Raw genomic sequence first — 19,068 nt, forward strand, 5'->3', positions numbered from 1 at the left:
AAAGGGCGGTGCGTTCAGCTGTGCAGGCGGGAAGAAGACTTGAGCTGGCCCGCTGCGTCAGGCGCCGGTGCGAACTCGCTGGCCTCGATGTCTTCGAGCGAGCGGTTACGCGTTTCGATACCGAGGAAGAACACGACGCAAGCGCCGACCAACAGCACCGCCGTGGTCATCGCGAACACCCCGAGGAAGCCCGATAGCGGATAAACGAGGCCGACCAGAATCGGCGCGCTCACTGAGCCAATGCGGCCGAACGAGGACGACGATCCGGTGCCGGTCGTACGCACCGCGGTCGGAAACACTTCCGGGGTGTAGGCATAGACGCCGGCGAAAGCGCCGTTCATGAAGAACGACAGCGCGATGCCTGCGGCCATGATCTCGAGGCCGGAGTGAGAGAACGCGAGCGTGATCGCCGCAATTCCGCCAAGCAGCATGTAAGACGCGACCACGCCTTTGCGGCCGATCTTTTCATTGAGCCATGCAGCGGAGAAATAGCCGGGAATCTGCGCGCCGTATATCGCAATTGAATAGCCGAAGCTCTTCGTGATCGTGAGTCCTTCCTTGACGAGCAGGCTCGGAATCCACGAGAAGAACGAGTAATACGCGAAGGCCACCGAGAACCACATGAGCCAGCTCACGGCGGTAGTGCGCGCGAGCCGCGGCGACCACAGCGCGAGCACGTTGTGCAACGCGCCACCGCTCGCGGGCGCGGCCGTGGGCAGCGGGGCCGCGGTGCTTGCCGCGCTCACGGGGGCGAGCGTAATGCCTTTGCCGACGAACCATGCTTCGATTGCGCTGACGATGTCGTTTGCCTCGGTCGCGCGGCCCTGGCTTTCGAGCCAGCGCGGCGATTCGGGCAGCGTTCTGCGCCACCACAGCAGCATGACGACGGGCAGTGCGGTGATGACCGCGAGATAACGCCAGCCGTCGGCGAAGTTGCGCACCACGGCGAAACCGAGAATCGAAGAGCTCAGGTAGCCGAACGACATGAAGCCGACCAGCGCGCCGCAGAACATGCCGCGATAGCGCCGCGGCACGAATTCGGCGAGGAACGGTGCGATGACGACGGTCTCCGCACCCGAGCCGAAACCGGCGACCACGCGTAATGCAAAGAACGTGTGCCAGTCCTGTGCGGTGGCACTCGCGAGCGACGCGACGCAGTAGATCGCGAGCGCGCTCATCATGATGCGGCGGCGGCCGATCACGTCGGCAAGCACGCCCGAGAGGAACGCGCCGAAGAAGTAGCCGATATAGGTGCTACTCGCGACGAGGCCGGTTTGGGCACTCGTCAATTGCCAGAGCTTGCTCACGACCGGCAGCAGGAAGGCGAGCGACGACGAATCGAGGCCGTCGAACATGTATCCCAGTCCGCCGATCAGCAGCAGTCTGCGATGAAAATTCGATATCGGCAGTCTTTCAAGACGGGCGGCGACGGCGGACACGGCAACTTCTCCTGATGATGCTGATGAAAATGGCGCGGCGAGCGCCGCGCGTTCTGTACTTCGGGCTGCTTATCGCCCGATTGCGTAGGCTTGCATCTGACGCGGCGTGGCGGCGCCACGCAGCAAACCGTTTCTGATGCTGACCGCGCACACGCGGCCCAGTGCCCACGGTTCCGCGACGGTCAGGTCGTGACCGCGCGCGCGCAACTCGGCGAGCGTGCTTTCCGGGAAGCGCGACTCGGCGGACATCTTGCCGAGCTGCATCGCACGCGGATAGAACGAGCCGGGGAAGTGCGCGGTCTGGAACGACGGCGCATCGACGGCGGCCTGGAAGTTCATGCCGCCATGCACGTGCTTGAGGAATAGCTGCAGCGACCATTGATCCTGCTGATCGCCGCCCGGCGTGCCGAAGGCCGCGTAGGGCTTGCCGTCGCGCGTGACGAGCGTGGGCGACAGCGTGGTGCGCGGACGGCGGCCCGGACCGAGCGACGAAGGCAGGCCTTCTTCCATCCAGAACATCTGCGCGCGCGTCGTGACGTTGAAGCCGAGGCCGGGCACTGCCGGCGACGCTTGCAGCCAGCCGCCGGAAGGCGTGGCCGAAACCATGTTGCCCCAGCGGTCGACGACGTCGAGATGCACCGTATCGCCGCGCAGTTCAGGCAGCGGCGCGAACGTCGGTTCGCCCTGGCCGAAGCCGCCCGCCTGTTCGCGGCCGGCATTCGCGATGATGCGCGCGGCGCGCTGTTCGCTGTCGCCGAGTTGCCCGGGGCGGAATTCGAACGACGCGCGGCGCGGATCGACGAGCTTGCGACGCTCGTCGTTATAGGCATCGCTGAGCAGCACGTCCATCGGCACATGCGAAAACGCGGGGTCGCCGTAGAACACGTCGCGATCGGCAAATGCGAGCTTCGAACACTCGATGACCGTATGAACGAAGTCCGGCCCGAGCGGGTCCATGGCGCCGAGGTCGAAACCCTTGAGCAGCGCGAGCTGCTGCAGGAACATCGGCCCCTGGCCCCACGGTCCGGTCTTGTGAACGCGTAGGCCCGCGTAGTCGTACGAGACCGGGTCTTCGTAGGTGGGCTCCCAACGCGCCAGATCGCCTGCATCGAGCAGGCCGTAATTGCGCTGGCCCGAGGTGTCGAGCACGGCCGTCGAACGGAAATACTGGTCGATCGCATCGGCGACGAAGCCGCGATAGAACACGTCGCGCGCGCGTTCGCATTGTTCGGCGCGGTCGCTGCGCGTATTCGCTTCGCGCAGGATGCGCTTGTAGGTCTCTGCGATCGCGGGATTGGCGAACAGATGGTTGGGCGTCGGCACTTCGCCGTTGCGCAGCCACTGCTCGGCCGAGGTGGTCCATTCGGTGCGGAAGAAGTCCTTGATCGCAAGGATCGACGCCGCCATGCGCGGCAGCACCGGATAGCCGTTTTCCGCGTAACCGATCGCGTAGCTCAGCACGTCTTCGAGCGGCAACTGGCCGTAATCGCGCAGCATGGCCATCCATGCGCCGAACGCGCCCGGCACCACGGCGGGCAGCAGACCCGTGCCCGGCACGACGTCGAGCCCCAGGTTGCGCATCCGTTCGATGGTCATGCGCTCGGGCGTTACGCCCTGGCCGCACAGTACGCGCACCCGGTCTTCGCGCGCGCTATAGAACACGACCGGCAGTTCGCCGCCCGGACCATTCAGATGCGGCTCGACGATCTGCAGCACGAAGCCGGCTGCCGCGGCGGCATCGAACGCATTGCCGCCTTTTTCGAGGGTGGCCATTGCCGAGGCGCTCGCGAGCCAATGTGTCGAGGACACCATACCGAAGGTGCCGATCAGTTCCGGACGGGTTGTAAACGACATGCGCGACTCCTTTGCGACGGCGGGACCAATGATGGAACCAATTATGAATGGTTCCATTGTAAAAGATAGAAGAGTAAAGCTAATGCAACCCGGTTGCACCCGGTGTTAACCCGATATACACGGCCAGTATAGCGGATAAAAAATACCCTGAAGGACGGCGTGCGGTCTCGCCGGGATTCTGATATCGTTTAAACCAATTAATATTGGTTCGGGAAAAATGGAAAAGCCGGTACTGGATGCGTTGCTCGACTACATTGCCCGGCATCGCCTGAAGGATGGCGATGCGCTGCCGCCCGAACGGACGCTTGCGGAAGAACTGGGCGTGAGCCGCCGCGAGTTGCGCTCGGCGCTGGCGTCGATGGAAGCCTCGGGCCGCGTGTGGCGTGGCGTCGGCCGTGGCACTTATCTCGGCGCCCGGCCGCTAAAGTTCGCGCCTACGCTGCGGGGGCTGCGCGTCGGCACCAGTCCGGCGGACATCGCCGAAATGCGCCTGCTGTTCGAACCGGCGCTTGTCGCACTGGCGGCGACGAAGGCGAGCGGCGACGATCTGCAGGAGCTGGAAAAGTGCGCGCGTAAAAATGCTGCCGCGAAAACCGACGACGAATGGCAGCAATGGGATCACCGCTTTCATCTGCTGATTGGCCAGGCTACGCGAAATCCCGCGCTGATTGCGTTGATGGAAGTCATCAACGGTATGCGTGTGAAACCGGAGGTCCGCGAAAAAACGGCCGCGCAGGAGACGCGGCAGTATTTCGCGCAGCAGCACCAGGAGATCGTCAATGCGCTGAAAGCACGCGACGCGGAAGCGGCGGCGCGCTACATGCGCGAGCATTTGCTGAGTGTTCAGTGGCGCGCGTCGGCGAAGGTGGATGAAGTCGTGGCGCGGCAGATTTGAAGAATGCGTTTTTCCGGCTTTTTCTCTACTGCGCCAGTTTTCTGTTCAACCGGCGCATGCCGTTGAACACCGCATCGGCGACGTCCATCGGAAAGTCGTCGGGCAGTTGCGACGATACTTCATCGATGACCGTATCGGTTCGCGCGGTCAGTTCGTCGATCATCGTTTCGACGGCCGCGGCGGAAAAACCGGTGCGTTGTCCTTCGGCAATCCAGTGTCTTCGCTGGATCTGATTGAGCAGGTAGTGGACGTTTTTGCCGCGAACGGCCATCGCGAGTTTCACTCTTTGCACGGCTAGACGGCTCGGGCCCGAACCGATGATCGGATGCGCGGAGAGCACGTCGTAAAGCGGCGTCGATTCGTAACGATTGCCCGCGAGATGCGCGATGCTGAAGTTCTTCGCATGGCCATCGGTGGCGGCGAGTAGCCAGAAAATCATCTGCGTCGTGAAAAAGTTGCGCCGGTCCGTTGCGGCGCGAGACGAGCCGGCGAGTACTTCCATGATGGTCTCGATACCCGGGCCGCCATCGGATTCGTATTTATGAAGCGCCGATGTGCCGGTTGCCTGGCACATGTCTTCTTGCGGCAGCCGCACGATCCACGTTGCGTCGCTCGATGGTCTGCGATCGAACCGCTCGACGATCAATGCTTTCTCTTCGTCGAAGCGCGCGATTTCGCAGTGGGCAACGGGCAGGCCGTAAGCGGCGACGATGTGCGAACAGAGCCATTCGTTTTCGACCGACGTGCGCATGTCGGCGCGCATGTTGCCGACGAGCCCGAGCGGCAGCTTGAAGATATGCGTGGTCGGCGTGCTGCCTTCGGGCAGCAGCCAGCGATTGCGATGACGAAGCAGCGCGGTTTTCTCCTGCGCCCCGGCGATCGACAGGCGCAGGTCTTCGAGCGGATCGTGCTGGCCGAGCGGTGCCGCCGAGGTCGTGCCGCGCAGCAGGGCGGCGACGTCGCTTTCTCCAAGCGCGCGTCCCTCGATGCTCGTGAGGTCGGTGGGCGCTTCGTCGGGCGGCAGCATCTGCAGCGCGCCGACGCAGTCGCGGCCGAGCGCGGCAAGCAATGGAAACGGCGCGGTGCTGCCGGTCCGGTAACGCGTGGCGATGCGGCGCCGGATCGGTTCGCTGTCGGGCAGCAGATTGTCGAAATAGTCCGCGACGATCTGGCCGCGATATGGCTGATTGCCTGGTGTAAAAGGCAGTGACAGCGAGAGCGGGCGCCCTTGCGGATCGTCGATCCATTCGTCGAGATACGTCAAACGCTCGCCGTTGCGTGTCGTTTCCCAATAGCCGACCTGCAAGCCGTTCATCCACAGATTCAGGCGGCTTTGTGTGCTGCGTGCCATGCTCACCATTCCTCGCGTTTTTTGCCGGTGTTCGCGGATTTCGCGGCGGCGCGTGCCGGTTCGGACGCGCTATTGCCGCGCGTGGTCGTGCTGGCGGGCGGCTTCTTCGCGGCGGTTCGCGGGCGAGCGGACTTCGCCGCCGATGTTGGCTGTTTGCGCGGCGTTGCGGTGGTGCGCTTTTCGCCGATGCCTGCCGTGGTAGTGGTTTTGCCGCCGACGCGCCGGGTGGGCGCACGGCTGGTTGATGGCGGCGCGACACTTGCCTCGGCGGCTTCGCCTGGCGCCGCGCCGGTCTGCGCGAGTTTCAGATCGACCTGCAATATCCGCAAGACCTTGAACAGACGTTCGACGCTGACGGCGGCCGGATTCGCTTCGAGTTGCGCGTAAGTCTGCTGCGTGACGCCGAGGCGGCTGGCCATCGCGGCCTGGGTGAGTGCGGCGGCTTTCCTGAAGCCTTGCAGGATTGGTCTCAACTGGCTCAGCGTCTTGATGGGGTAGTCCACGACAGGTCTCCGGCCGGCTTCGGCGTGACAACAGGCCAAAGCCTGTAAATGACTCGTACAGTCTATACCCTGTATTTTTCAAATACAAGCTAAAGACTGTTAATGCCGAAGATATGGCCGTTCGGATCGGCGTGACGCGGATAGAACATTTAACGCAACTAACGGTCAACAGTTTCAACCCCTTCTTTCGCTGCTTCGCAGCCATTTCAGACTATTGCCATCAGGTCGCGATCGAGCGTAACTGAACCGATCGAATTTGAATAATTGAAACGTCAATCGCTCTTTATTGATTAATGTAAAAACATTGAAAATTGAGAGGAAAAATAGAAGATCATATTTCACAAAAAATTGACGAAACTCATATGTAATGCTTCCGGCATATAAAAGACTCGTTCAATAAAGCGATGAGTGTTTACGCGCATTGCATTCCTTTACCCGTTATTCGATCGTCAATTTATTCAATAGCATTGTTGCGCGAAGGGCACGACAGCAGGCTTGGAAATTACAGAAAACTCTGTAGACTCTATGGCGTGCCTGAGGTGCACGCGCGTTAGCAAACCATTTGAATTCGTCGAGAGAATTTCAGGTCTCGCAATAGCTATTTCTCTATTGAACCTGATTCGATGAACCATGCCGACCCGGTGAACCTGAAAAGGAGATTCGACGAGACCGAGACCGATCATTCTTCCAAATAACTCGATCGATGCCGCAGGTATTTCGGCGGCAGGCCGCTGGAGAACATTATTTCCATGGAGTATGTAATGGCAATCAAACCACAATGGCGAACGCTGTTATCTCTGACTTTCCTGTCGCTGGCCGTGATGAGCAACGTCGCGCGCGCGGACAACATTCCAATTGTCACGGGTCAGCAATGGATGGAGTCGTCGCCGGAAGCGAAGAAAGCCTATCTCGTCGGGATTGCCAATCTGATCGAAGTCGAGCGCGCCTATGCCGGCAATGCGGCGAACGCCAGCGACATCGCGCAGCGCTTTGGTAAAGGCATGCAGGGGCAGACGCTCGACAGCGTGCGCGTGGGGCTCGACAACTATTACGCATCCAATCCGACGATGATCCAGCACCCGGTGATCGAGACCCTCTGGTTCCAGATGGTCGTGCCCGGGCTGAAGAAAAACCAATAAGGAGAACGATCATGAAACGACTTGGATGGATCGTGAGCATCGGAACGCTGGTTGCGATGATCGGCTGCACGGACATGAGCCCGCAGGCGCAGGGAACGATGAGCGGCGCCGCGCTCGGCGCCGGCGCGGGAGCGGGGATTGCGGCGATCTCGGGTGGCGATGCCTGGACCGGCGCGATCATCGGCGGTGCGGCGGGCGGTGTGGCCGGCAATATGCGCGGCCGCTAATGGAACGATGAGCAGGGGTGTACGGGACGCGGCATGTATCGCGTCCCGTACTTTATTCATGAACCGGATGGCTTGATCCGATTGAGCGAGTCATCGGGCGAGTCGATCTTTTCCATGCCGCTGAAAGGTGTTCGTTGCATCGGCTCCTTCACAACTTCCCCACGACCTCCCCACGATGAGTGCGGGAATTCCGTGCAGTTTTCCTCGCGTCGAATTCCGGATAGCGCAGCGCGTCGATCTGATCGGCCTGTTTCATTCGCGCTTGCGGCATCGCCGCGCACCTCAGGTCGTTATGCTAATCATCCGGCAGTGCCTGCCGTGCAACGGCCATAGAGTTTGAACGGATGATTAAAAGACCTTAGGATATCCAGACCGGAACGCCGTCGACACGACGGTCTCAGCGTCCGACGCGGACAGTAGTCTGCGTTGCGGTGCAACCTTCATCAAGAGAACACGAATGCTACGCACGTCGCTGAAGGTCATCAAGATAAGTGCATGGGTTGTGATTCTGTCGGCCGTACTCGCACTCGGTCTGCGCGCATGGTACTCGCAGCGCGGTCCGGCGCTGTCGGTCTGGCATACCTATGTGCCGCGCGAAATGACCGCGGAAGAGATGGACACCGGCGACTGGAACGCCTATATGAAAGCGGAAGCGCGCATTTTCGAGGACGTGCGCGTCAATGTCGTCGAAAAGCTGAAGCCGTCCGAGCGCGTTGCGGCGAACCGGTATTACGAGGGCTCGCCGATCTTTCCGCCGCATTTTGCCTACGACTGGAATCACTCGTACATACTCGAACCGTCGGGGCCGCCCGTTGGCGCGGTGGTGTTGCTGCATGGCATGACGGATTCGCCGTACAGCTTGCGGCATATCGCACGCAACTATCGTGATCGCGGTTTTGTCGCGATCGGCATCCGCTTGCCGGGGCACGGCACCGTGCCGGCCGGGTTGACCGACGTTCACTGGCAGCAATGGGCCGCGGCCACCCGGCTTGCAGTGCGCGAAGCGCGCCGGCGTATCGGCCCGGACAAGCCGCTCGAACTGGTCGGCTTCTCGAATGGCGGCGCGCTGGCGCTGCAATATGCACTGGATGCGATCGAGAACCCGGCGCTTACGCGTCCGACTCGCGTCATTCTGATTTCACCGATGATCGGCGTGACGCGTTATGCGCGCTTTGCCGGTCTCGCGGGACTGCCGGCGATATTGCCCGCATTCGAGCGCGCCGCATGGCTTGGCATCGTGCCGGAGTTCAATCCGTTCAAGTACAACTCGTTCCCGGTGAATGGCGCGCGGCAGTCGTATCTGCTCACGAGCGTCATTCAGGAGCAGATTGCGAGGCTCGAGCGCGAGAACCGGCTTGCTACGTTGCCGCCGATTCTCACGTTCCAGTCGGTGACCGATTTCACGGTCAGCACGCCCGCGGTGATGTCGTTGCTCTATGACAAGCTTCCCGAGAACGGCAGCGAGGTCGTCCTGTTCGACGTCAATCGCAGCGTGCGTTTCAGGACTTTCCTGCGCGTCGCGTCTTATACGGCGCTGTCGCGGCTGCTGCGCATTGGTCCGCAGAACTATCGCACGACGGTCATCGCCAATGCGTCGCCGGACTCGGCACATATGATCGAGCGCAGCGTCTATGCGGGCGAAGTGCAAACGCGCGTGCAGCCTTTGGACATCGATTATCCTCAGGACATCTTCTCGTTGTCGCACGTCGCGATTCCGTTCCCGATCACCGATGCGTTGTACGGCATTGCGCCGGACGACTCGGAAAACTTCAACGAGAACCTCGGCACACTCGCGCCACGTGGTGAACGCGGCACCTTGATTCTGACGCTCGACTCGATGTTTCGCATCGCGTCGAATCCGTTCTTCCCGTATCTGCTGCAACGTATCGACGAAGGCATCGGCAGGTTGCCGCCGGCGGTCGTCAAATCGCCGCCGCGCACGCATGAAACCGCAGCGGGGCAGCCCGAAGATGCTGAGGAAGAACTCAATGCGCTCGAGCAGGCCGGTTCCGGCGAGCCAGAGCCTTGAGCCTTGAAGTGCGGGCGCTTTGAATCGGGCCGGCGGTGAGCGTCGCCAGGTATGATGTGCGTTCCGTGACTTTCGCGTACTCGCCCCGCGCCACACCATGACGTCCAGGCCACCTGTTCCGCCCCGCATGTCCGATGTTGCCCGGCGCGCGGGCGTTTCGAAGATGACCGTCTCGCGTGTGCTCGCGGGACGCAGCGTGTCGCAGACGACTCGCGAGCGGGTCATGAAGGTCATCGACGAACTCGGCTACGTCGCCGATGCGGCGGCGGGCGCGTTGTCGTCGGGACGCTCGGAGTTCGTCGCGGTGCTGGTGCCGTCGCTGTCGAGCTCGAACTTCTCGGACACGGTGCGCGGGCTCAATGCCGCGTTGAGCCCGCACGGTTTGCAGCTCCTGCTCGGCGACACCGACTACCGTCTCGACCAGGAAGAACTGCTCGTGCGTTCGATGCTGCGTCATCAGCCGCGCTGCGTCGCGCTGACGGGCAGCCGGCATACCGAGGCGACGCGCATGCTGTTGCAGCGCGCCGGCATCCCGGTTGTCGAGATGTGGGACTTGCCGGCCGATCCGATCGATACGGCCGTCGGCTTTTCGAACTCGGTGGCGGCGCGCGCAATGCTCCGGCATCTGCATGAACGCGGGTATCGGCGCATCGGTTTTATCGCGGGCGAGAGCGAACGCGACCGACGCGGCCTTGACCGGATGCGCGGTTACGTCGCCGAAATGAAGGCGCTCGGGCTCGGCGCGCCGCGCGTGATCCGGCTCGGCGATTCGCCGATCACCATGAGTCATGGCGCGCCGGCGCTCGGTGCCTTGCTCGAAACGTGGCCCGATACCGAGGCCGTGATGTGCGTGAGCGATATGTCGGCGTTCGGCGCAATCATGGAGTGCCATCGCCGCGGGCTGTCGGTCCCGGACGATATCGCCATCGCCGGTTTCGGCAACTTCGAGGTGTCATGGTGCTGCCAGCCGACGATGACGACCGTGTCAGTGGACGCATACGGAATCGGCTTGCGGGCGGGCGAGACATTGCTCGCCGCGCTGGCCGATCGCGAGGCCGGGCGTGAGCCGCATAGGAAAGCGGTAAAGATCGACTTCACAGTGATTCCGCGTGAAAGCGCCTGAAAATACCTGAGCCGGTACGCAGGCCGCAGGCGTAGCGGCGCCGTACGGCATCGCCGGGGCTCCTGAATCACGAGGCGCTTTGCAGGGCCACATAAGCAGCCAGGGATATCCCTTGGTTGTTCGGATGCCACGCCACGCGTAACATCGACGAACCTATATGTTACCGGTAACTATACACGCCCAGGTAACCCTCAGGACAGAGAGAAGCATCATGTCAGCATCCAACCCACGCCGGCTGCGCAGCCAGGAATGGTTCGACGATCCCGCGTACGCGGATATGACGGCGCTGTACGTCGAGCGTTTCATGAACTACGGTCTGACGCGCGAAGAACTGCAATCGGGCCGGCCGATCATCGGCATCGCGCAGACGGGCAGTGACCTCGCGCCGTGCAACCGGCATCACATCGAGCTCGCGGCACGCACGAAGGCCGGCATTCGCGACGCGGGCGGCATTCCGATGGAATTTCCGGTACATCCGCTCGCCGAGCAGAGCCGTCGGCCGACCGCCGCGCTCGACCGCAATCTCGCGTATCTGGGCCTCGTCGAAATCCTGCATGGTTTCCCGCTCGACGGCGTGGTGCTGACCACCGGCTGCGACAAGACCACGCCCGCCTGCCTGATGGCGGCGGCCACCGTCGACATGCCGGCGATCGTGCTGTCCGGCGGCCCGATGCTCGATGGCTGGCACGACGGCAAGCGCATCGGGTCGGGCACCGTGATCTGGCATGCGCGCAATCTGCTCGCGGCCGGCGAGATCGACTACGAAGGCTTCATGGAGTTGACCACGGCGTCCTCGCCGTCGATCGGCCATTGCAACACGATGGGCACGGCCTTGTCGATGAACAGCCTTGCCGAAGCGCTCGGCATGTCGCTGCCCGGCTGCGCGAGCATTCCGGCCGCGTACCGCGAGCGCGGCCAGATGGCCTACGTGACCGGCAAGCGCATTGTCGATCTGGTGCGCGAGGATGTGCGGCCGTCGCGGATCATGACGAAGCAAGCCTTTGAAAACGCGATCGTGGTCGCGTCGGCGCTCGGTGCGTCGACCAACTGTCCGCCGCACCTGATCGCGATCGCGCGGCACATGGGCGTCGAACTGAGTCTCGACGACTGGCAGCGAGTCGGTGAACAGGTGCAGCTGATCGTCAACTGCATGCCCGCTGGCGAATATCTCGGCGAGAGCTTCCATCGCGCCGGCGGCGTGCCGGCCGTGATGCGCGAGCTTGCGAAGGGCGGCCTCGTGCACGAGCAATGCCTGACCGTGTCGGGCCGCACGATGGGCGAGATCGCAGCGGCCGCGCCCACGCCGGATCGCGAGGTCATCAGGACGACGGACGATCCGCTCAAGCACGGCGCGGGCTTCATGGTGCTGTCGGGCAACTTCTTCGACAGCGCGATCATGAAGATGTCGGTGGTCGGCGAGGCGTTCCGCAAGACCTACCTGAGCGAGCCCGGCGCGGAAAACAGCTTCGAGGCACGCGCGATCGTGTTCGACGGTCCCGAGGACTATCACGCGCGCATCAACGATCCGTCGCTCGCGATCGACGAGCGTTGCATTCTCGTGATTCGCGGTGCGGGCACGGTCGGCTATCCGGGCAGCGCCGAGGTCGTCAACATGGCACCGCCGGCGGCGCTCGTGCGCGAGGGCATCACTTCGCTGCCGACACTCGGCGACGGACGTCAGAGCGGCACGTCCGCGAGTCCGTCGATTCTGAACATGTCGCCGGAAGCGGCGGTGGGCGGCGGCCTCGCGTTGCTGCGCACGAACGACCGCATTCGTGTCGATCTGAATTCGCGCCGCGTCGACGTGCTGGTCGACGAAGCAGAACTCGCGCGACGTCGCGAAACCATGCAGTTCGAGATTCCGCCCGCGCAAACGCCGTGGCAGGAGTTGTATCGCAAGACGGTCGGCCAGCTTTCGACCGGCGGCTGTCTCGAACCGGCAACGCTCTATCTGAAGGTGATTGCCGAGCGTGGCAATCCGCGGCATTCGCATTGACATGCAGGTGACAAGACCGGGCTTCGCAGGCGATGCGACGCCCGGCCTTGCCCGTTCCCCACTTATCCGAAAGAGCCCGTTCCATGTCCGCAACGTCCCCTTCCCGCTTTCTTCCTGGCGACCTGAACGACGCGTTGCTCGTCGGCCGCGTGTGGCGCAAGACCGAACAGCACGAAGGACCCTGCGTGGTCGTCGTGCGCGGCGGCGAGGTGTTCGACATCACCGCGGCGGTGCCGACCACCGCGGATCTGTTCGAGCGCGACGATGCCGCGCAGTTTACGCGCAGCACGCCGGGCATATCGCTCGGGCCGGTCGCGCAGCTGATCGAGGCGAATCTGGCTGGCGCCGGCGTGCCGGCCGTGCGTTTGCTCGCGCCGTGCGACGTGCAGGCGATCAAGGCCTGCGGCGTCACGTTCGCGGTCAGCCTGATCGAGCGTGTGATCGAGGAACAGGCGGGCGGCGATCCGGCGAGGGCAACGGAAGTGCGCGAGACGATCGCGCAGACGATCGGCACGGACCTGTCGAAGATCAAGCCAGGCTCGGAAGCCGCGATGAAGCTGAAGGCCGAACTCGAACGGCGCAATGCGTGGTCGCAATACATGGAAGTCGGAATTGGTCCGGATGCCGAAGTATTTTCCAAGTCGCAGCCGATGTCGGCGGTTGGCTTCGGCGCGGACGTCGGCCTGCTCGCCGCGTCGGTGTGGAACAACCCGGAACCGGAGATCGTGCTCGCGGTGAATAGCCGCGGCGGCATCGTCGGCGCGGCACTCGGCAACGACGTGAACCTGCGCGACATCGAGGGCCGCTCGGCGCTGCTGCTCGGCAAGTGCAAGGACAACAACGGCTCGTGCGCGATCGGCCCGTTCGTGCGTCTGTTCGACGACACGTTCTCGCTCGACTCGGTGCGCAGCGCGAGCGTGTCGCTGCGTGTCGAAGGCGCCGACGACGACTTCGTGCTCGACGGCGTAAGCCATATGAGCGAGATCAGCCGCGACCCGGCCGACCTCGTCACGCAAACCTGCGGCCGCCATCACCAGTATCCGGACGGCTTTATGCTGTTCCTCGGCACGATGTTCTCACCGATCAAGGACCGCGACGCGCCCGGCGGCGGCTTCACGCATCACCTCGGTGATCGCGTGACGATCTCGACGCCGCAACTCGGCGCGCTGATCAACACTGTGCGCCTCTCGACGGAAATCGAACCGTGGACGTTCGGCGTGCGGGCGCTGTATCGCAATCTCGCGGTCCGTGGTCTGCTGGGTGCTGCGTGACGGCGTTGTCGCGAGTTTGAATATCGACGGCGCGAGCCCTTCGCGCCATGAACCCTCGTCGCGGTGCGGCGAGGGACTGCCAGCCTGTCGCCAGACTCACCCGTGCAATCAGCGCCGGTGACGGCCGATGGCGAATCATGACGGCACTCGCCGTCGCTCGCTGTTTCCGCCTGTCTGCAATGTCGAATGCGCCTGTCTGTGCAGACAGGTCGCCGACATCGACTAGGGCGTGGCGCAGATCACGCATGCAGCCGATGCGCCCGCATCGAACCTGCCCGCCGGCGCGGTGGCTGTCGTCAACGGCGTGCCGGTGGCGCGCAGCCAGCTCGACGACGCCGTGCGGATGGTCACGGCAAAGACCGGGCAGCCCGACACACCGCAATTGCGCCAGCTGCTCGGCAGCGGGCTGGTGGCGCGCGAGGTGCTGCGGCAGAACGCCGAGAAGGCGCACTACGATCAGAAGCCGGAAGTGCGGCAGGCGCCGGCGGCGGCGAAGGTCAGCACCGAGATCCGGTTGTACCTGAAGGACAGCATTCACCCCGAGGCGGTCACGGACGCTCAGGTGAGGGCGCGTTACGACGTTATCGTCGCTTCGCTCGGCAAGGACGAGTTCAAGCCGCGCGTCATCACCGTGGGCGACGATGCGACCGCGAAAAAGGTCGTCGATAAATTGAAGGCGGGCCAGCCATTCGAGGCCCTGGCGCAGGAGTACAGCGTGGCGCCGAGCAAGGAGAGCGGCGGCGAGATGCCGTGGGTCAGTTTCCCGGTGCCGGTGACCGAGGGCAGGACGCAGGGTTTGCCGGTGGCGCTTGCGCAGACCATCGCGCAGTTGCCGGTGGGCGGAATGACGCCGCAGCCGTTCCAGGTGGGCAATGTCTGGACGATCGTCAAGCTCGACGCGAAGCGCCCGACACAGATTCCGGCGTTCGACCAGGCGCAGGGGACGCTGCGTCAGCAGTTGGAGACGCTCGCGCTGCAGAAGGCCGCCACCGACTTCACCGCCGCGCAGATCAAGGGCGCCAGCATCCAGCCGTGACAGGACGCAGCCATACAGGGTGCTGCTAATGAGGCGTGCGAGGCATGCGGGTTCAAGGCCGCCCTGAAACGGAACTGGCCCGCCATCGCATTCAACCGCGATGGCGGGCCAGCAGGGGAAACGGTCGAAGCACTACGGCAGAGCGCTCCGACAGGTACGGCTACAGCCATTCTTCTTTCCGGCTACCGGACAGATTACTGATGGCTTACTGGGCTGCGTGGCCTTGCTGCGACGAACCGCTGTTCACACCGCCAACTGCGCTGTTTTGCGCGGCAACGCGAGCTTCGGCAGCCTGGATGTTGCCCGGATATTCATTCGGGTTCGACAGTGCCGGGTTGTAACCTGCCTTTTCGATCTGGATCAGCTCTTCGCGGACTTGTGCGCGGGTCACGGGCTGGTTCGATTGAGCGAAAACAGCGACCGGAGCAGCAAGAGTAGCGGCAATAACCACAGCTTGAATGAGCGATTTCATGACCTACCTCCAAATTTATCTTGTTTGGCTGCGAACTGGTTTGTCTGCAGCGATGAAGGCAGTTTAGGGGAACGGAACACTAGGGTAAATACCTAATTCACAAACTCACTGTTTCGAAAACTGGAATAATTTTGAGATAACTAGGCCTGCAACCGTCAATCTTCGAAGCAACAAACAGGCGATAAGCGGGGTTGCGATCGTCACGTGATGACGGCATGAAGATCACGAGCGCGGCGTGGCCATACCTCCTGACTACGTCCGGGCCCCGGTCAGCCCCGTGCTCGCGAAATAGATCACGAGAAAATAGAGCAGCACGTAAAGCGCGTAAGTCTGTCCGTTACCGGTATAGATGCGGCGTATCCGTGCCGCCGCGGCGAGCGCGAAATGTGCCGCGCCGCGCCAGAACATCTGCGCGAACGGCGGCACCGTGCGGCCCAGCAGCGGCCGATAGAAGTGGTAGAAATCGGGCGCATTGCGCGCGTTGCCGCGCCGGTTGCGATAGAACAGCACGCCGAGTCCGAGCACGATCGCGGACACGATCAGCACGACGATCACGACCGGCGTCGGGTTCCAGAATCCGTAGATGCTTTCGAGCGACATGCCGCCCCACACGAGCGTCGCCGCGAACCGCGGGTCGATTGCGGCGGAGACCGGCTCGATCAGCAGCTTCGGAAAGAACGACAGAACGACAATGCCGACCACCAGCAGGAACTGCGGCACGAGCAGCATGACCGGCGCCTCGCGGACCGCGGGCCGTTGCGGCGAACGCGCACCGAGAAAGATGCCGTTGAGCAGGCGCATCATGTAGAGAAAGCCGGCGCACGTGACGATCAGTCCGCACACGGCGAGCCCGTACCAGCCCTTGTCGGTCATCGCGTTCAGCAGCAGCCATTTGCCGCCGAAGCCCATCAGCGGCGGCAGGCCCGACATCGACACGAGCGCGATCACGACCATCGCGAACGTGAGCGGCATCTCGCGCGCGAGGCCGCCGACGTCGGCGAAGTTGTGGGTGCCGGTGCGCAGGATCACGCCCGCGAGCGCGAGGAACAGGATGCCTTTCACGAGCATGTGATTGGCGACCAGATACAGCGCCGTGACCCAGCCGAGGTGGCTCATCAGGCCGATCGCGGTGACGATATAGCCGATCTGGCTCATGCTCGAGAACGCGAGCAGACGCTTGAAGTCGTTCTGCCGCAACGCCATCAGAGCACCCGCAAGCGTGGTGAGCATGCCGATCCATGTCATCACGTGCGCGAGTTCGAGGCCGACCTCGGAGCGTATCGTCAGATAGGTGCCGATCAGCAGGCCGAACATCGCGAGCTTGCTGACCACGGCCGAGAGCATCGCGGTCACGTCGTCTTCCGCTTCGGTGTAGGCGCCCGGCAACCAGACGTGTACGCCGATCGCGCCGGCCTTGATCAGGAAGCCGGTCGCGAGCAGCACGAACGCGCGGTTCGCTTCCGGTCCCGCGTGGATCAGCGCGGACAGTTCGATGCTGCCGTCGATGGCGGCGACGTCGGCGAAACCCGCAAGCAGGAAAAACGCCGACAGCAGCGAAAACAGCAGGAAGGTCAGCACATGCGGACCCGCGCGCCGGCACTTCGCGATCAGGAAGCACGACGACAGCGTCACGATCTCCCAGCTATAGAAGAATTCGAGCGTCGTCGACGAACGCAGCAGCGCCGGAATCGACAGCAGCAGAACGATCAGCATCGGATAGAAACCCGCGCGCACGTCGTCGCGATAGAGGCTCGCCGCGGCGATCACGAAGCTGCCGGCGAGCAGCAGCCACGCGAACAGCCCCGCGATGCCGCGCGTGCCCTCGGCGAGCAGGCTGCCGATCAGCGCGACGGCGATCAGCGCGAGCACGCCCTTCACGCGTCCCGGCAGACGATCGACCGCATAGAACACCGCGCCCGCTGCGAGCGGCGAAAAGATCCACGCCGAGGCGACGCCGGAGAACGCGGCGGCGGTGTAGCCCGTCACGCCCAGCAGGATCGCCACGCCGAAGAGCGGCAGCAGCGCGACGAGCTCGGGGCCGGGCGTTGCCGCTTCGTCGGACGGGCTCAGCGCGCGCACGAACCAGTGGAACATATAGGCCGCTTCGAGCAGCGAGCCCGTGAGGATCAGCACGATCCAGTAGGGTTTGCCGGCGGCGGTCAGGCGCATGACGAGCTCCCACTTCGCCCAGAAGCCGGGGAACGGCGGCAGCCCCGCGATCGCGACCATGAAGAGCCCGACCAGGCCGATCAGCAGCGGACTGCGCGAGAGGGTCGCCCGCGCGTGGTTGCCGTGCCGGCGCAGCACGCCGATCAGCCAGAACAGGCCCGCCTTCGCCAGCAGATGGTTGACGAAAAGGCCGCCCACGACGAGCGGAATCGATGCATCCGCGCCGACTTGCCGCAGCAGCGCGAGCGAGAGCATCAGGAGCGCCATCTGTCCGATCGACGAATAGCCGAGCACGCGTTGCGGTTTCGTTTGCTTCAACGCGAGCAGGTTCGAGAACAGGAAGGTCACGCTGCCCGACATCGCGAGCAGCGTGAGCTGGCCGTCGAACAGCGGCAGCAGCTTGAACAGCGCGAAGAATACCCCGGCCGATACGCCGACCGACACCATCGCGGCCACGCCGCTCGGCGCGGTCTCGTAGACGTCGAGCCCCCAGCCGTTGGCGGGAAACGGCTTCAGTTCGATCACGAGGCTCGCGAATACGAGCAGCGTCGCGGTCGTGCCGATCGGGCCGCGCAGTTGTGCGCGCATCGCGAGCAGATCGTCGATATTGAGCGTGCCGCTCACGTAGTAGAGCAGCACCGTGCCGAGCAGGAAGAACGTCGAGGCGATCACGGTCGCCATGATGTACTTGAACGCGGCCGCGAGCGCGGCGGGCGTGCGGTCGAGCCCGAAGAGCCCATAGGTGGCGATCGAGACGATCTCGAGAAACACGAACAGGTTGAACAGGTCGCGGGTCATCACCATGCCGTCGATACCCATCACGAGAATCAGATACAGCAGCAGCGCCGCGTAATTGCCGCGCAAGCGGTCCCATAGATGCAGCGCGCCGAGCAGCGCGACCACGTTGACGCTGAAGGTGAAGAAGCCTTCCCACAGGCCGAAGCGCAGGTTGATCGAGACCGGCGGCAGCGCGCCCGCGGTCAGCACGTCGATCGTGTTGCCGCCGTCGAGCAGTCCGAGAAGCGACACGCCGGAGACGAGCACGATGCCGCACAGCGCGAGGAAAAAGCCGAGCGTGAGCCACGGCTTGCCGAGCCGGTACAGCAGCGGAATGACGAAGCCGCCGCCGAGCCCGAGAATGAAGATGTGCAGCGGATGAAAGAGCGCGGCTACCATTTCGACTCGGTGAACGCGTCGATGGACAGCGTCTTTCTGGCGGCGTAAAGACGGATCGCGAAGGCAAGCATGATGGCCGTGACCGAGAGGCCGATCACGATCGCGGTGACGACGAGCGCGGACGGAACCGGATCGATGGCGTGTTGCGCCGCGCTCGTCTTGCTGAGCGCCGCGTCGATGATCGGCGCGGTGCCGCCCGTGATGTAGCCGGTCGCGACCATCACGATGTGCAGGCCCGTATCGATCACCGCGAAGCCGATGATGATGCGCAGAATGTTGCGGTGGGTCAGCATGCCCCAGAGGCCGATCAACGCGAGGCAGAAGCCCGTGATCAGCAGAATGGTCGAAACCGGCACCCCTATGCTCATGCGCTTGACTCCGATCCCAT

Annotated in this window: 15 protein-coding genes; 8 read left to right on the forward strand and 7 right to left on the reverse strand. The window is 63.3% G+C overall.

Annotation, left to right across the window (positions count from 1 at the left end):
* Window positions 1-14 precede the first annotated feature (14 nt).
* Complete coding sequence (locus GXB81_RS01045; RefSeq protein ID WP_205988067.1) at window positions 15-1,439, reverse strand: MFS transporter; 1,425 nt, start codon at window positions 1,437-1,439, stop codon at window positions 15-17.
* Between the two features lie 69 nt (window positions 1,440-1,508).
* Window positions 1,509-3,293 (reverse strand): gamma-glutamyltransferase family protein, encoded by a 1,785-nt coding sequence (locus tag GXB81_RS01050; RefSeq protein WP_167281420.1) that lies wholly within the window; start codon window positions 3,291-3,293, stop codon window positions 1,509-1,511.
* A 217-nt stretch (window positions 3,294-3,510) separates the two neighbouring features.
* Here GXB81_RS01050 and GXB81_RS01055 point away from each other — a divergent pair, with 217 nt between their 5' ends.
* Window positions 3,511-4,188 carry an FCD domain-containing protein gene (locus GXB81_RS01055; RefSeq protein ID WP_205988068.1) on the forward strand — a complete coding sequence of 226 codons (678 nt, stop codon included), beginning with the start codon at window positions 3,511-3,513 and terminating at the stop codon, window positions 4,186-4,188.
* Between the two features lie 25 nt (window positions 4,189-4,213).
* On the opposite strand, the gene GXB81_RS01060 is transcribed toward GXB81_RS01055, so the two are convergent.
* Together GXB81_RS01060 and GXB81_RS01065 are read right to left on the reverse strand one after the other, a co-directional pair.
* Window positions 4,214-5,545 (reverse strand): type II toxin-antitoxin system HipA family toxin, encoded by a 1,332-nt coding sequence (locus GXB81_RS01060; RefSeq protein WP_205988158.1) that lies wholly within the window; start codon window positions 5,543-5,545, stop codon window positions 4,214-4,216.
* Complete coding sequence (locus GXB81_RS01065; protein ID WP_205988069.1) at window positions 5,542-6,042, reverse strand: helix-turn-helix transcriptional regulator; 501 nt, start codon at window positions 6,040-6,042, stop codon at window positions 5,542-5,544. The genes GXB81_RS01060 and GXB81_RS01065 overlap by 4 nt, the downstream gene beginning before the upstream one ends.
* A gap of 761 nt (window positions 6,043-6,803) precedes the next feature.
* On the opposite strand from GXB81_RS01065, the gene GXB81_RS01070 reads away from it, so the two are divergent.
* The 7 genes from GXB81_RS01070 (at window position 6,804) to GXB81_RS01100 (ending at window position 14,863) form a co-directional block, all read left to right on the forward strand.
* The gene (locus tag GXB81_RS01070) at window positions 6,804-7,181 is read left to right on the forward strand and encodes a hypothetical protein (RefSeq protein ID WP_167037580.1); all 378 of its coding nucleotides are present in this window, start codon (window positions 6,804-6,806) and stop codon (window positions 7,179-7,181) included.
* Window positions 7,182-7,192: 11 nt separating this feature from the next.
* Window positions 7,193-7,408, forward strand: coding sequence for a YMGG-like glycine zipper-containing protein (locus tag GXB81_RS01075; RefSeq protein WP_167281415.1), 216 nt, complete (start codon window positions 7,193-7,195; stop codon window positions 7,406-7,408).
* Window positions 7,409-7,865: 457 nt separating this feature from the next.
* A complete protein-coding gene (locus GXB81_RS01080) occupies window positions 7,866-9,437 on the forward strand; it encodes an alpha/beta hydrolase (RefSeq protein ID WP_167037574.1) in 1,572 nt (523 codons plus the stop codon).
* 127 nt (window positions 9,438-9,564) lie between these two features.
* Window positions 9,565-10,560 (forward strand): LacI family DNA-binding transcriptional regulator, encoded by a 996-nt coding sequence (locus tag GXB81_RS01085; RefSeq protein ID WP_205988070.1) that lies wholly within the window; start codon window positions 9,565-9,567, stop codon window positions 10,558-10,560.
* 211 nt (window positions 10,561-10,771) lie between these two features.
* On the forward strand, window positions 10,772-12,556 hold the full coding sequence (locus GXB81_RS01090; RefSeq protein WP_205988071.1) for an IlvD/Edd family dehydratase: 1,785 nt from the start codon (window positions 10,772-10,774) through the stop codon (window positions 12,554-12,556).
* A gap of 83 nt (window positions 12,557-12,639) precedes the next feature.
* Entirely contained in the window at window positions 12,640-13,827 is a 1,188-nt protein-coding gene (locus GXB81_RS01095) for a fumarylacetoacetate hydrolase family protein (protein WP_205988072.1), read from the forward strand.
* A 229-nt stretch (window positions 13,828-14,056) separates the two neighbouring features.
* Window positions 14,057-14,863: a peptidyl-prolyl cis-trans isomerase gene (locus tag GXB81_RS01100; protein ID WP_205988073.1), complete on the forward strand. Its 807-nt coding sequence runs from the start codon at window positions 14,057-14,059 to the stop codon at window positions 14,861-14,863.
* Window positions 14,864-15,068: 205 nt separating this feature from the next.
* On the opposite strand, the gene GXB81_RS01105 is transcribed toward GXB81_RS01100, so the two are convergent.
* The 3 genes from GXB81_RS01105 to GXB81_RS01115 form a co-directional block, all read right to left on the reverse strand.
* Complete coding sequence (locus GXB81_RS01105) at window positions 15,069-15,335, reverse strand: DUF4148 domain-containing protein (RefSeq protein ID WP_167037559.1); 267 nt, start codon at window positions 15,333-15,335, stop codon at window positions 15,069-15,071.
* Window positions 15,336-15,587: 252 nt separating this feature from the next.
* On the reverse strand, window positions 15,588-18,680 hold the full coding sequence (locus GXB81_RS01110) for a proton-conducting transporter membrane subunit (RefSeq protein WP_205988074.1): 3,093 nt from the start codon (window positions 18,678-18,680) through the stop codon (window positions 15,588-15,590).
* Complete coding sequence (locus tag GXB81_RS01115; RefSeq protein WP_167037553.1) at window positions 18,674-19,048, reverse strand: cation:proton antiporter subunit C; 375 nt, start codon at window positions 19,046-19,048, stop codon at window positions 18,674-18,676. Before GXB81_RS01115 ends, GXB81_RS01110 begins: the two co-directional genes overlap by 7 nt.
* Window positions 19,049-19,068 lie beyond the last annotated feature (20 nt).

It is taken from the genome of Paraburkholderia sp. Ac-20336, from assembly GCF_017105025.1.
Classification (GTDB): domain Bacteria; phylum Pseudomonadota; class Gammaproteobacteria; order Burkholderiales; family Burkholderiaceae; genus Paraburkholderia.